Annotated in this window: 12 protein-coding genes; 8 read left to right on the top strand and 4 right to left on the bottom strand. The window is 63.7% G+C overall.

What is annotated here, in order from left to right:
• Window positions 1-25: 25 nt before the first annotated feature.
• The 6 genes from D8896_RS15450 to D8896_RS15425 all read left to right on the top strand — a co-directional run bounded on the left by D8896_RS15450 (window position 26) and on the right by D8896_RS15425 (window position 7,037).
• Window positions 26-1,324 (top strand): amidohydrolase, encoded by a 1,299-nt coding sequence (locus D8896_RS15450; protein ID WP_121823017.1) that lies wholly within the window; start codon window positions 26-28, stop codon window positions 1,322-1,324.
• Between the two features lie 188 nt (window positions 1,325-1,512).
• Window positions 1,513-2,163: a hypothetical protein gene (locus tag D8896_RS15445; RefSeq protein WP_121823016.1), complete on the top strand. Its 651-nt coding sequence runs from the start codon at window positions 1,513-1,515 to the stop codon at window positions 2,161-2,163.
• A 387-nt stretch (window positions 2,164-2,550) separates the two neighbouring features.
• The gene (locus D8896_RS15440; protein ID WP_121823015.1) at window positions 2,551-4,194 is read left to right on the top strand and encodes a BCCT family transporter; all 1,644 of its coding nucleotides are present in this window, start codon (window positions 2,551-2,553) and stop codon (window positions 4,192-4,194) included.
• A gap of 227 nt (window positions 4,195-4,421) precedes the next feature.
• Window positions 4,422-5,762, top strand: coding sequence for an aminotransferase class III-fold pyridoxal phosphate-dependent enzyme (locus D8896_RS15435; protein WP_121823014.1), 1,341 nt, complete (start codon window positions 4,422-4,424; stop codon window positions 5,760-5,762).
• Between the two features lie 104 nt (window positions 5,763-5,866).
• On the top strand, window positions 5,867-6,547 hold the full coding sequence (locus D8896_RS15430; protein ID WP_121823013.1) for a nucleotidyltransferase domain-containing protein: 681 nt from the start codon (window positions 5,867-5,869) through the stop codon (window positions 6,545-6,547).
• Entirely contained in the window at window positions 6,540-7,037 is a 498-nt protein-coding gene (locus D8896_RS15425) for a hypothetical protein (protein WP_121823012.1), read from the top strand. The genes D8896_RS15430 and D8896_RS15425 overlap by 8 nt, the downstream gene beginning before the upstream one ends.
• Window positions 7,038-7,093: 56 nt before the next feature.
• Here D8896_RS15425 and D8896_RS15420 read toward each other — a convergent pair whose 3' ends face one another.
• Window positions 7,094-7,726, bottom strand: coding sequence for an HAD family hydrolase (locus D8896_RS15420; RefSeq protein ID WP_121823011.1), 633 nt, complete (start codon window positions 7,724-7,726; stop codon window positions 7,094-7,096).
• Between the two features lie 164 nt (window positions 7,727-7,890).
• Between D8896_RS15420 and D8896_RS15415 the strand changes: the two genes are divergently transcribed.
• Window positions 7,891-9,147: an RNA-guided endonuclease InsQ/TnpB family protein gene (locus D8896_RS15415; protein WP_121823010.1), complete on the top strand. Its 1,257-nt coding sequence runs from the start codon at window positions 7,891-7,893 to the stop codon at window positions 9,145-9,147.
• 168 nt (window positions 9,148-9,315) lie between these two features.
• Here D8896_RS15415 and D8896_RS15410 read toward each other — a convergent pair whose 3' ends face one another.
• A complete protein-coding gene (locus tag D8896_RS15410; protein ID WP_121823009.1) occupies window positions 9,316-10,449 on the bottom strand; it encodes a serine hydrolase domain-containing protein in 1,134 nt (377 codons plus the stop codon).
• A 126-nt stretch (window positions 10,450-10,575) separates the two neighbouring features.
• Here D8896_RS15410 and D8896_RS15405 point away from each other — a divergent pair, with 126 nt between their 5' ends.
• Window positions 10,576-11,997, top strand: coding sequence for an amidase (locus D8896_RS15405; protein WP_162991596.1), 1,422 nt, complete (start codon window positions 10,576-10,578; stop codon window positions 11,995-11,997).
• A gap of 142 nt (window positions 11,998-12,139) precedes the next feature.
• Here the strand turns inward: D8896_RS15405 and D8896_RS15400 are convergent, their stop codons facing one another.
• Window positions 12,140-12,553: a DUF302 domain-containing protein gene (locus D8896_RS15400; RefSeq protein WP_121823007.1), complete on the bottom strand. Its 414-nt coding sequence runs from the start codon at window positions 12,551-12,553 to the stop codon at window positions 12,140-12,142.
• A gap of 7 nt (window positions 12,554-12,560) precedes the next feature.
• Entirely contained in the window at window positions 12,561-14,195 is a 1,635-nt protein-coding gene (locus D8896_RS15395) for a SufS family cysteine desulfurase (protein ID WP_121823006.1), read from the bottom strand.
• Between the last annotated feature and the right edge of the window lie 345 nt (window positions 14,196-14,540).

Genomic DNA, 14,540 nt, shown 5'->3' with positions numbered 1-14,540 from the left:
GCTCCGGGCGAAACCACCGTCGAAGATGTTCTTCGACGTGCGAAACCGGTTGCGGGATCTGCGGCGCGAGTTCCACCGGCGGCCCGAACCGGGGTGGCGGGAGTTTCAGACGACTGCTCGTATCGTCGAGGAGGTAGAGCGGATCGGCGTCGACGACCTGGCCGTGGGACGTGAGGCCCACGCCACCGAGGAGCGGATGGCCGAGCCGACGCGGGCGGAGGTCGAGCCCTGGCTGGAACGCGCCCGGCAGGCCGGCGTCGACCCCGACCTGCTGGACAGGACCGCCGGCGGTCACACCGGCGCGATCGCGACGCTTGAGGCGGGCGAGGGGCCGACCGTCGCGCTCCGGGTGGATCTGGACGCCATCTCACTGACGGAGGCTGACGAACCGGGCCATCGGCCGGCCGACGAGGGGTTCCGGTCGGAGCACGAGGGGCACATGCACGCCTGCGGCCACGACGCCCACGTCGCGATCGGTCTCGGCGTGCTGGCGACGGTGAAAGACAGCGGGTTCACGGGGACGTTCAAGGTGGTGTTCCAGCCGGCCGAGGAGATATCCGGCGGCGGCAAGTCGATGGCCCGGAGCGGCCACGTCGACGACGTGGACTACCTGTTCGCGCTCCACGTCGGCCTCGAACACCCGACCGGCACCGTCGTCGCCGGCGTCGACAAGCCGCTGGCGATGGCCCACCTGACGGCGACGTTCGAGGGTGCTAGCGCCCACGCCGGGAAGTCGCCCAACGAGGGGGCAAACGCCATGCAGGCGATGGCGGCGGCGGTCCAGAACGCGTACGCCATCCCGCGCCACGAGGACGGAATGACGCGGGTCAACTTCGGCCACGTCGAGGGCGGCACCGCGAGCAACGTCGTCGCCGAGGAGGTAACGCTGACCGGCGAGATACGCGGCGAGACGACCGCGCTGATGGAGTACACGCGGACCGAACTGGAGCGGGTACTGTACGGTGCGGCAGAGATGTACGACTGCGACGTGACCGTCCGGGTCGTCAGCGAGTCGCCCCGCGCCGACAGCGACCCGGCGCTCCGGGAGCTAGTCTCGGAGGTGGCGGCGGACGTTACAGGCGTCGACACCGTGGTGCCGTCCGCGGAGTTCGGCGCGAGCGAGGACGTGGCGTACCTCATGGAGCGCGTCCGTGAGCGCGGCGGCCTGGCGTCGTATCTCATCGTCGGGACCGACCACCCGACGAACCACCACACGCCGACGTTCGACGTGGACGAGGCGAGCCTCCCCATCGGCGTCGAACTGGTGAGCGACGCCGTCGTCGAACTGTCGCGGCGCTACCGGGACGGCGACCGGATACGATAATCGTGGACCGGCGGCCGACGGCGACGGTCGGCCGCCCGAGACAGTGAGACCGTGACCCGGGCAGACCGCGCCGCGGGGGGCGATCTGGAGCGCTATCTCGCCGGACAGCGGTTGACTGAACGCCACCGGTTGTCCCACCGTTGCACCGATCACAACCATTAATCCGATCGGGTACGCGCTTTTCGTGTATGGACGGGAACGACGTGCCGGAGCAGCTACGGACGGCGGCCGACTCCGACCGACCCCGCGGGATACTCACGCCCTCCGACCGCGACTTCCTGCTCGGCCGGAAGACCGACTACACCGAACACTCGAAGAAACAGAAGCGGAATCGGATCCGCCGCCGGATCCAGAACGCGATACTCGATTTCAGCATCATCTTCGAGTATCTGGAGGAGCGGGACCGAAACACCGTGTTCGACCCGGACGACGACGAGCGCGAGGCGCTGACCCAGGGGATCACGGACATGCTCGCCTTCCTCCACCTCGGGACGATGGGGTACTACACGCCGTTCAAGGACATGCTGTCGGAGGGCGTCGGGAAGGCCGAGCAGACGCTCGCGGGGTCGAACTACCGGATGGTCAACGTCGAGTTCAACGTCGACCCGGTCGGCCAGATAGACGTCGACGAAGTCGTCGACAAGCTGGAAAACGACGAGTTCGCCCAGATAACCGACGAGGAACTGCGGGCGTTCGTCCGACTGCTCACGATGTCGGACGAGTTCTCGCCGGAGGCGACCCGCGAGGAGATCAAAGACAGCGTCGACGAGTTCGCGTCGCGGGTCGCGGAGAGCGAACAGGCACGCGACCGGACGGTTGAAGAACTGACGAAGCAGTAGCCGACGAGTCGCCGGCAAGGTCCCCGCTCGCGATCCGCGGACCCCCGGAGCCGGGAGCCGCCGAACTGACATCGATCGGGGCCGGTTCGTCCCGATGTAAGCGAATATTGAGAGGTCGCTTGAGTGGTCAACCGCAGGGATTTTTCTCCCGTTACCGCCCGTTCGTGAGATGCACGGGCGACGACGGCCCGACATACACCCGTTTTACCGATAGCAGCGTGCTTCCCGGTTTCACATCGGGTAAACACAATGCGTGGATCGATTCGCTACTAGAGAAACACTTATTGTATACGCCGTTAATGGTGGCGGTATGCCATCACGCAGCATGGCGAACGGTACGTGGAGTCACGGTCGACCAGTTCACCCGATCTCCGGGGGTGAAACGGGATGAGCGACGGAAGTCAGGGGATGGTCGAGGAGTTCCTCGACGAGATCGACCCGATCGTCTTCGCGTTCGGGGCGTTGCTGACCGTCGGCGTGATCGGCGCGTTCTTCGTCAACGAGACGCTCGTCACGGAGACGATCGGAACGGTCTACAGCTGGGTGGTCACGTACCTGAACTGGGCGCTGCTGGTGATCGTGTTCCTGATCGTCCTCTTCCTGCTGTTCTTGATCGTCGGACCGTGGGGGAAGATCAAGATGGGGGACTCGGACCCCGAGTACAGCTTCCTGTCGTACTTCGCGATGCTGTACTCCGCCGGGTTCGCGGCAGGTGTCGTGTTCTGGGGCCCGACGGAGGCGCTGTTCTACTACGACAACCCGTCGCCGCTGTTCGGCGTCGAGGGCGGCACGAGCGAGGCGATCCCGATCGCGATACAGCAGACGCTGTTCCACTGGGCGCTCCCCCAGCTGGCCGTGTTCACGATCATGGGGCTGGCGATCTCCTACTTCGCGTACAACTACGATAACGTCCCGCTCCGGGTCTCGTCGGCGCTGACGCCGATCATCGGGAAGGAGAACCTCGACGGCCCGGTCGCGAAGGTCGTCGACATCCTCGCCGTCTTCGCGACGATCGGCGGCGTTGCGACCTCGCTCGGCTTCATCGGCAGCCAGTTCATCGCCGGGCTCAACTACCAGTGGGGGATCGACCTCGGGAACGTCGGCATCCTCCTCGTGGTGACGACGATGACGCTCTTGTTTACGATCTCGATGGTGCTGGGCGTGGACAGGGGGATCCGCCGGCTGTCGAACTTCAACATGGTCCTGTTCGTCATCCTCATGGGGGCGACGTTCATTCTGGGACCGACGCTGTTCCTGCTCCTGCTCGGTTCGCAGGCCATGGGCGGCATGATCGCCGACTTCACGTCCATGAGCCTCTACACGGGGACCGGCTCCGACGGCGGGACGACGTGGATGAACTCGTGGACCGTCTTCTACTGGGCGTGGGCGCTCTCGTGGTCCCCCTTCGCGGGCCTGTTCATCGCCCGCATCTCGAAGGGCCGGACCGTCCGCGAGGTCGCCTTCACCGGGATCGGCGCGACCTCGGCCGCGACCATCCCGTGGTTCACGATCGTCGGCGGCACCGCGCTGCAGTACCACCACACCGGAACGGCCGACTTCAGCAGCGTCATCGCCAACAACACCCCGGAGGTCTCGGGCTTCATCCTCTTCGAGGCGTTCCCATTGGGAACGGTGTTCATGATCGCGTTCATGATCCTCGTGACGACGTTCTTCGTCACGTCGGCGGACTCCTCGACGCTCGCCGTCTCGATGATGACCACCGGCGGGAAGGCGCGGCCGTCGACGATCAACCGGGTCTTCTGGGGCATCGTCCTCGGCCTGACCGCCGCGATCCTCATGATCATCGGCGGCAGCGACGGAACGGGCGCGCTCCAGGACGCGGTCATCATCACCGGCGCGCCGTTCGCGTTCGTCTGCTTCGCCGCGATGCTCTCGCTGATCAGGGACTTCAGTTCGAAGTACGGCCGGGTGTTGCTGCAGGACGAAACCGTCCTCATCGGGTCGAGTCGGAAGACCGAGCGCGATTCGCCGTCCGGCCCCGGCGGTCCCGTCGAATCCGACGACGACTGATAGTGGTTGCTCTCGCCAAGTACCGATGGTCGCCGGTAACGGTGCGGGCGACCGCCGGTCCACAGTGAGAGCAACCACTATGACCAGTCCGTCCTCCACCTCGCCGGCCGGCGACCCGCGTCGGCCGTCGTGCCGTTCGATTCTTTCCTGTAGCTACACTCCCCCAGCCGACGCTCCTCCGCCAATCTATAACAAGTTTTAATGTACTATGTACACGTATTCCGTGTATGGATAGGGACACGGCCGAGCCGGCCGCGGACGCGCTCCCCGGGCCGAACGCCGAGAAGTGGGTCGAGTTCCACGGCGAGCACGCCGCGCCCAGCGAGTACTCCCACGAGTTCGTCTGGGACGTGACGCGGGAGGCGGACGGCCCCTTCGTCACGGACGTCGACGGCAACGTCCTCCTCGATTTTACCTGTCACATCGGGGCCGCGCCGCTCGGCTACAACAACGAGAAGGTCACCGAGAAGCTCCGCGAGTTCGACCTCGTCGAGCCGATGAAGATCGCCGGGCAGGACATGTACTTCGGTGCGGGGCCGGACCCCGAGGACGCGCCGTTTCCCGGCTCCAGCCACCTGATGGAGAAGCTGGTCGACGTGTCGAGCCAGTACGGGATGGACACCGTGTTCCTCTCGAACTCCGGCGCGGAGGCGGTCGAGAACGCGATGAAGATCACGCACGACTACACGCCGGCAGCGAAGTACGGGCTCGCGTTCAAGGACAGCTTCCACGGCCGCACGCTCGGCACGCTGTCGCTGACGAAGTCCAAGGAGGTGTACACCCGTCACTACCCCGAGATCTCGGGCATCCAGACCGTCCCGTTCTGCGACGACCGCGGCTGCTCGGCCGAGACCTGCGACTGCGGCTTCTTCACCGGTGGCGGCTCCCAGCTCCGCGACATGCTCGCGCCGCGCGGGCACGTCAACCCCGAGGAGGTCGCGTTCCTGGTCCTCGAACCGGTCCAGGGCGTCGGCGGCTACCGCTTCCCCAGCGAGGCGTTCATGGCCGAGGTGGCGGACGTCTGCGACGCCCACGACATCCCGATCGTCGTCGACGAGATCCAGTCCGGCGTCGGCCGCACCGGCGAGATCTGGGCGTCGGACCACTACCCGATCGAGCCGGACGTGATCGCCAGCGCGAAGGCGCTCCGCGTCGGCGCGACGATATCGAAGTCGGAGCTATTCCCCTCGGAGAAGAACCGCCTCGGCTCGACGTTCGGCGGCGGCGACGTGCTCGGCTCGATGATGGGCGCGTTCACGCTGGAGGCCATCGAGGAACACGGCCTGCTCGACAACGCCACCGAGCGCGGCCGGCAGGCCAAGGAGATGCTCCGGGACGGCGCACCCGAGTGTATCGTCGACGTGCGCGGCAAGGGGCTGATGCTCGCCGTCGAGTTCGACGCGCCGAGCCGGCGCGACGCCGTCGTGAAGGAGTCGCTGGAGCGGGGCCTGCTCACGCTGGGCTGTGGCAAGCAGACTATCCGTCTGCTCCCGCCGCTGGACGCCACACACCGTGAGATAGAGATGGGCGTGAGTATCTTCCTCGACGCCGCAGCGGCGGCCGGGTAACTGAGTCGGGAGTAGATAATCTGCAGATCGTGGCGAAGAGGTACTCACAGCAGGGCAGCACCATCTATTTATATTTCGTTGCACAAAATCAGACAGTGTCTGCCATGGCGAAACGGGATATAAAAGTCTGCATCGACGCGTATCCGGGTTCGGACACCGATATCTTTCGCATCGGGGCTGCAGACGAGATCCTCCGGCTTCTGGCTGACGCACACCGGACGGAGTTCACGATACCTGAACTCGTCGACGCCACCGGCGTCACCCGGTCGACGGTCTGGCGGGCCGTCGACCTGCTCGACAGTATCGGGGCCGTTCAGGTTCGCGAAACTCCACAACGAAACCACGTCTCCATCGATCCGGACCGACTCCGAAAAGACGACCCAGTCCTCGCCATCGAACAGACGGAGTTCCACGCACCGATCCGTGCTTTCGTGAATTGCGTCGAGACGGCGGTGACCGAAACCGACGACATCGATGCACTCCTCGGAATCGTCGTGTTCGGAAGCGTCGCCCGTGGTGAGGCTGACCGACAGAGCGACATCGATCTGTTCGTGGTTGTAGAGGGCGACCGGACGAGTGCCCGACGCGTCGTTACCGACGTCGTTGCCGAACTTCGGGAACGGCGGTTCGATGGCGACCGATTCGAATTCGAACCGTACGTCGAGTCCGCGGGGAGCGCACGCCGTGCCGGGGGAAAGCTCCGTGAAATCTTCTCCGAAGGGATCACGATAACTGGGAGCGAACAGCTCCAGTCGCTTCGAAAGGAGGTGTTCGTAGATGAGTAGTACCCGGATCGAACAGCTCGTCGCCGAGGCGCAGGCGACGTTCGACCGCCACCCAACCGAAATCGAGCCGGACCTCGACGTCAACGACGCAGCGATCCTCCAGCTCCGGAAAGCCTGTCGCCTCCTCGACGGTGCCGAAACACTGCGTGATGCAGCGTACTACACGCTCGTCATCGAAGCCTCGTTCGTCGCCATCGAGCGAACGATCGAATTTCGACTTCTCGAACGGGGGACGCTACAGCCGGACGACCTTCCCGGCACCCATCCGGGAGTGTACCAGGAAGCGGGAGCAGCAGGCGTCTTTCCGGAGTCGATAGCCGCGGATCTCGCCGATCTCTGGCGCGATCACCGAGCGAAGACGTACTATCGGGACGGCCTCGCTTCGGCGAATCGGGCCGAAGCCATGTACACACTCGCTGCGGAACTGCACGCCTACGTCATCGGTCGCTCTCGGCAGGGTCACGAATGTCGCTGTGCTGTGAGTGATTGAGTACGCTTGGCTTCGATCGAAGCTAATCGGGCGTCGGAACGAACCGAACTGGCGAACTATCGCCCGTGCAGCGGTCCGTTCGTGGAAAGTACGCCTGGAAGCTCACCGAACGTCGAAATCCGGGCGTCGGGGTCACGGTACGGCGTCTCGTCGTCGTGTTCGACCCACACTGAGGACATCCCGACCGCTTCGGCCATCATGAGGTCCTCGTTGTACTCGTCGCTGACCATGACGACCGACTCGTCGTTCTCGGGCAGGCACTCGAAATACCCCTTCGGGTGCGGTTTGGGCCGTTGCAGGTCCGAGGAGACGACCAGGTCGTCGAAGCAGTCGAGCACACCGTGTTCCGAGAGCACTGTCTCGATCCACGGCCGCGCCATGTTGCTGAAGAGAACGAGCGTGTGGTCGTTTGCGAGTTCCCGGAGTACGTCGACGTGTTCCTCGGGAAACGCGGGATCGATCCACGTCGTTTCGACGTACTCACGACACGCCTCGGGAGATGCCCCGGTGAGCGTCGACAGGAGATCGACGTACCCGGCCGTGGTCTGAACGAAGCCGTTACGAAACGCGAAGTAGGCGATCCAGCCGGGATAGGGATCGGTTTCCGGGTCAACGCCCAGCACGTGAGCCTGTTCGCGTTCGTCGCCGTGCTCGACGATGACGCCGCCGTAATCGAGGACGAGGTGCATTGAGAACGGTTGATGGAGATCCGGGCCACTGTTCAACTGAAGCGGTAGCGCGGAGTCCCCTTCCCTCAAGGAGCGACCAGCGGGAACGAGTAGGGAGGGGAGGAGCGCGTTCGTATTGGATACAAACACCTGTACATAAGTAGCCTCGCATCTCCATTGAATAGGTGGCAGACGACTACCTGCGTCGGACGGCGATCACTCGTCTCGAAGTTACGGACGAGCAATGCGACCTCCTCGAAGAGACCATCTCCGAGTGGAAGCGTGGTTGCCAACTCGCAACCGACATGGCATGGGGCACGTGCAACGCCAAAAGCGACATCCAGCCCCTCGCCTACGACGACGTGCGCAAACACACCGACCTCGGGAGTCAGCACGCGATTCTCGCCACCCACCAAGCCGCCCAAGCCATCACCGGCTGTCTCGAACGCCGGTCAAAAGGCAAGACGGTGAGCAAGCCCACCTTCACCGCACCGACCGTGAAATACGATACGCGGACCATGACGCTGTTCGACGACGACACAGTGTCCCTCTCCACCACGGAAAGTCGCGTCCGATGTGACCTTGCGCTGCCCGACGCCGACGATGGCTACCAACGACAGTATCTTGACTCCGACGAGTGGAGCGTCACGGAAAGTACGCTCACCGCCCGTGACGGCGAGTACTTCCTGCACATCGGCTTTCGCCGACCCAAGAACGACACCGAGCGGAACACCGCCGAGGACGGAACGGTCCTCGGGGTTGACCTCGGTATCGAAAACCTCGCCGTCACCAGCACGGCGTACTTCTTCAGCGGGCGAGAGCTAGCTCATGACCTCCGCGAGTTTGAGAAGGTGCGTGCCGGACTTCAACAGACCGGGACGCGAAGCGCCCACCGGACGCTCGAACGGTCGAGTGGCCGTGAACTTCGCTACGTTCGGGACGTACTCCACCAAGCGTCCAACGCTATCGTAGACGAAGCACTCCGATACGACTGTGACATAATTGCGTTCGAGGACTTGACGGACATCCGCGACCGAACGGGTGCATCGTGGGGGCACAAGTGGGCGTTCCGAACGCTCTACGAGCAAGTAGCGTACAAAGCCGAGGCAGAGGGTATCTCGGTGAAGCAAGTCGGTTCGGCGTACACGTCTCAGCGGTGCGCCGAGTGTGGGTTCACGGCGGATGAGAATCGCCCGACTCGAACCGACTTCCGGTGCGTGAAGTGCGAGGCGGAAGCGAACGCGGACTACAACGCGGCGAAGAACATCGGGATGCGGTACGTCCGTCGAGGCCAACAGTCGTCTCGGCGGACGGGCGACAGTCAACTTGCCCTGAAGTCTGGAACAGTGACGCCGAGCGACGGATTCACCGCCCACCCGGAAGGGTTCGAGGCCGAGTTCATGGACAAGCCCCGTCCTCAACGAGCGCGCCAGCGCGAGTAGGGCGGGGTAGTTGACTCTATCGCACGTCTAAGCTGGCTGAATCAAGCATGAGACGCAGGAGAATCGATCGGTTGGGTCCGGAGAGACAGCCGTAGTTCCGGAGGTGACGAGTACTGCCGAGTCGTCTGTGACAAACGCACAGCGTCGAGATTCCCAGCCAGCTGTGCGTTAGTCCAGCAGCGCTAACCGGACGGCGTCGGACAGTCCACTGACACGGGCGGCGTGTTCCCAGGACTCCTCGCGGATCCCGTTGGTGACGTACGCGAACCCGACGTTCAGTTCCGGGTCGCCCCAGCCGAAGATGCTCCCCAGGCCGGCGTGGCCGAACATCCGCTCGCGGCTGTATGAACCGAACATATCGTTCGCCAGCCCGCCGGTCCAGAACCCCAGCGCGTATCGCGCCGGGCGGGAGAGCGTCCCGTCGGACTCCGTCTCGGCATGGGTTCGGGTCGCCTCGTCGACCGTCTCCGCTTCCAGAAGGCGCGTGCCGTCGAGTTCCCCGCCGTTCGCCAGACACGCGTAGAACCGAGCCATGTCCTTCGCGGTCCCGATGCCGTTGCCCGCCGGGATCACCGCCCGATGGACAGCCTCCTCGTTGAACGCGGCCGCCGACTCCGAGGCGGAGATGCCGAGCCCCTCACCCGGGTCGCGACACCGGTCGAACAGTTCGAACCCCGAAAGGGTGGCAACGTCGTCCGCTTCGTCGTCCGCTAGCCCGATGGAGGTCCTGTCCATCCCGAGGGGGTCGAACACGTGCTCCTCGACGTAGTCGTCGACGTGTTGGCCGCTGATGCGACGGATCAGCTCGCCGACGACCCAGCCGTAGTTGAACGTGTGGTAGGCCGGCTGCTCGCCGGGTTCGAAGACCGGTTCGATCTCCTCCATCGCCCGGACGACCGCGTCCCAGTCGCCCCACTTCTCGGCCTCGTCATCGAACTCGCCGTACGGGATGCCGGCAGTGTGGCTGAGCACCTGTCGTATCGTGATCTCGGCCTTCCGGGACCCCGCGTCGGCAAACTCCGGCCAGTGGTCGACCACCCGGTCGTCATACGCTGCCTCGCCTTGTTCGATGAGCTGGTGGAGACCGACGCCGGCGTACGGTTTGGTACACGAGAAGACGAGGTGCCGTGTGTCCGTCGTGGTCGCGTCGCCGTCGGGGCCTGTCTCGCCCCCGGCGAAATTCACGACGAGTTCGCCGTCGACGTAGACGGCCAACTGGGCACCGTGATGCAGGCCGACCGCAAGCTGTCGGTCGAACTCCGCACGCAGTTGCTCCCGGTCGCTCTCGGTAAGTGTTGTCATGCCAACTGACCTACAGCACGCGCTATCATACGTTTTTGGTGTTCAGTTGACCAGTTACGACGCTTCCCCCGCTCACCCCACCGGAGCGGTAACGCTATGGTGATGTGTTGTTGTATAACTAACACCATGGGATACGAGGACCACGTCCGAAGTTTCGCCGCGCAGGTCGGTGTCGAACTCGACGATGCGGAAGTCGCCGCATACGCCGAGAGCGCGGGGGAGTTAGCCGAACAGTTCGGCACGCTCGACCCGTCACCGCCGGATCACGCCGGGGCGACAGCCGTTCGACCCGGCGACGACGAGTTCAATGCGTTCCAGTACCGTTTCACTCTGGAGGCGGAGGGTGGCGAACTCGGTGACCTCGACGTGGCAGTGAAGGAAAACCTCGCCGTGGCGGGTGTCCCGATGCACTGCGGGTCCGACGCGCTCGAATACGAGCCGGACCATCACGCTACCGTGGTCGACCGCCTGGGAGAAGCGGGCGCGAGCGTCGTCGGGACGACGAACATGGACGAGTTCGCGTACTTCACCACCGGCGAGACGTGCGCGTTCGGCCCGACCGACAATCCGCGGGTGGAGGGTCGCGTCCCCGGTGGTTCGTCGAGCGGCAGCGGAGCCGCCGTCGCCGGGGGGCTCGTCGACGCCGCCTTCGGGAGCGACACGGGCGGAAGCGTTCGCATTCCGGCGTCGTTCTGTGGCGTCGTCGGCCTGAAGCCGACACACCGCAGTCTCTCCCGATTCGGTCTGGCGGACCTCGCACCGTCGCTCGACCAGCCCGGTCCGCTCGCGGCGGACGTCGAAACGGTGGCACGGGTGTACGACGCCGTCGCCGGCCCCGATATTCACGCGCCAGCGACGTTGTCCAGTACACCCACCAGGGACGCCGAGGACGGCGTCGGCGATGAGGTCGACGGGTTGACGGTGGGCGTCATTGACTCGTCGATGACGGGCGCGGACGACGGCGTGGCGGACCGGGTCGACGAGGCCATATCGACACTTGCGACGGCCGGCGTCGACACGGAGCGAGTCGACGTACAGGGGTATCAGACAGCAACCGCGGCCACGCTGGCCATCGCCGCGAGCGAATTCGCGGCGCTCGGAGTTTTCGAGGGGCAGCTACCCGGCGCAGGAACGGGCTACAGCGACCCGTGGCGAACCGCCGTGTCGAACGCCCTCCAGTCGCCGGACCTCGGGGACAACGTCCGTGACCAGCTACTGACGGCCGGCGCGTTGAACCAGCGGAGCCTGGAACACTACGTCGCAGCGCAGGGCGTCGCTGCCGAGTTCACGGACATCATCGACGGTCTCCTGACGGAGTTCGACGCGTTGCTCACGCCCACGACACCGATGGCGGCTCCGGAGTTCGGTGAGATCCAAACGTCCGCTGACTTCGCTCGTACAGTCGAGAACACGGCGCCGTTCAACCTCTCCGGACATCCGGCCCTGTCCGTTCCGGCCGGGACGGTGAACGGTGCACCCGTGGGCGTCCAGTTCGTCGGGCCGCGAGACGGGGAGCGAACCCTGATGGCGCTTGGATCGGCGGTGTAGTCACGGCTCGTCGACGGCGACCCGGGGTGTAGCTGGACCCGGCTCAGACCGTTATGGAGACGGGACCGCTCCGGTTCGTTCGAGTCCGGGGAAGCGGCGTCGACAGGTCATGCCGAGACGCTCTTTCTCGTCGAGACTTCGATCAGGCAGCCGGGAGCGCATTCAAGACGTTCTGGAGTCGCGTTTTGACCTCGGTCGCGATCACATCGAGGTCACTGTCGTCGACCACGGACAGCATCGTTTCGGGATCGACGGCACTCACACCAACACTGCCGTCCCCCATCTCGTAGACGATCACGTTACAGGGAAGCAACGTACCCAGCAGGAATTCCTCATCGAGTGCCTGGTGAGCAAGCGGCGGGTTGCACGCGCCGAGAATTCGATAGCGTGGGAACTCCTCGTCCAGTTTCTCCTCGAATTTGTGCTGCACGTCGATGTCACAGAGGACACCGAATCCCTCCTCAGCAAGCGCGTCAGTCGTCTGGTCGACGACTCCCTCGAACGAGCCCTCCACCGATCTGTCGATCGTGTATGCGCTATTGGCAGGTACAGTCATGGTTCGATCACTCGAGACCTGTTGGGTCCGTTGCTTGATCGAGCTTGGCTCTGATTCCTTCTTTGATCACTTCTTCCGGTCCGACAACGCAGTCGTGCCGGAGTTCCGGGAACTGGCCATCGATCAGATCCCCGATGATATCGTCCCGTTCTGCTACGTTTTCGAGTTGCTGACCCTCCAGATAGGTCGCCAGAATACTTGCCACAGCTTGGCTGACTGCACAGCTCTCAGTCTCGAAGCTGAGTTTTTCGATCCGTCCGCTCTCAGTTACCCGTACGGCGAACTGTGCTTGGTCCCCACAGGTCATCTCCTGATACGAAATCAGGAACGTCGGCTCGTCGTCCATCGTACAGTTGTGCGGCTGCCGATAATGCTCAGCGATGCTGTCGTGATATCGGTCGGATGCGAGATACTGGGGAAGATCAGCAGCCGCCGTATCCAGAGCGTGCAGCAGTCGGTCGATCTCGTCTTTGGTGTTGTAGATATAGAACGACGCACGGACCGATCCCGGTATATCGAGCGCATCGTGCAGTGGTTGCGTGCAGTGGTCACCAGCCCGAACGGCAATGCCGCGGTCGTTCAGTAGCGAAGATACGTCGTGGCCGTGGACCCCGTCGATGTTGAACGCTACGAGACCCGAGCGTTCCGTCCCGGGTGGCGGCCCGTAGGTTTCGACGTCGTCCCGGCGTTCCAGCTGTTCCAGTGTGTATTGAGCCAGTTCGTTTTCGTGGCGACGAACGGCTTCCATGCCGATATCTTCGAGATAATCGATCGCCGCGCCGAGTGCGATCCCTTCCGCGATCGGCGGGGTGCCAGCCTCGAATTTCCACGGCAGGTCGTTCCACGTTGCATCGCGGAGCGAGACGTGCTGGATCATCTCTCCCCCGTAGAGGAACGGGTCCATTTCCTCGAGGAGATGCTGTTTCCCGTACAGGCCGCCGATACCAGTCGGGCCAGCCATCTTGTGCCCCGAGAACGTGAAGAAGTCGACATCCAGCGCTTCGACATCAACGGGGCGGGTGGGTGCCGACTGGGCTCCGTCGACGAGGATATAGGCGTCGTTTTCGTGGGCCAGTTCGGCGAGTTCCGGGATGGGATTGATCGTTCCGAGGACGTTCGACACGTGTGCAGCAACAACGATCGCCGTATCGTCACCGATCACCCCCTTCGCGTGTTCCATATCCAGGTGGCCGTCCTCGGTGACCTCGACGTATCGGATATCTGCGCCGGTCTCTTTGGCGACCTGCTGCCACGTGACCAGCGTGGCATGATGCTCCATTTCGGTCGTGACGATCACGTCGTCGGCGTCGAGTTCGTTCAATCCCAATCCGTATGCGACGAGATTGATGCTCTCGGTGGTGTTTTTCGTGAATATCAGCTCCTTTCGACCCCCGCTTGCACCGATGAACTCGGCTGCTTTGTCGTGGGCCTTCTCGTAGGCGACCGATGCCTCGTGGCTTAACGTGTGGATCCCACGATGGATGTTGGCGTTGTACTCGCTGTAGAACTCCTCGAAAACGCGGTACACCTGCTTTGGCGTCTGGGTCGTCGCAGCGTTGTCGAAGTACGTTAGTTGTAAATCCGCAACTTCACGGTCCAGTACCGGGAAGTCCTCGCGTATCGAAGGAATGTCACAGTGCATTCGCTACGCGGTAAATCCGACTCATATCATATGATAGTTATGAAACGGCCAACACAAACGCCGTGGATAAGCGGGTTCTGGACGGAGGACCCGCCTGAACGCGCGGGATCCACCAGTTCGAACGGAGGAGCTATGGTTGTAGTATCCGGGTCACGGCGGATGGATCGTCCGTCGTCGCGGTCCACCTCAGTGAATCGCAAGGGGTCTACTGTGTGATGACGGCAACTCACCGAGTCTAAGCGTGAAAAAGAGGAATTGTCGAGTACTGTCAGGGGAGCGTCCGTGAAGTGTAGTTTCAGGCCACCGTGCCCTTTCCGGATATCAACTCGTCCCCTGGGGCCCATC

The sequence above is a fragment of the Halostella salina genome (genome assembly GCF_003675855.1).
GTDB classification, from domain to species: domain Archaea; phylum Halobacteriota; class Halobacteria; order Halobacteriales; family Natronoarchaeaceae; genus Halostella; species Halostella salina.
Note: the sequence above shows the minus strand (reverse complement) of the source record. Positions and strands in the feature narration are given on the sequence as shown.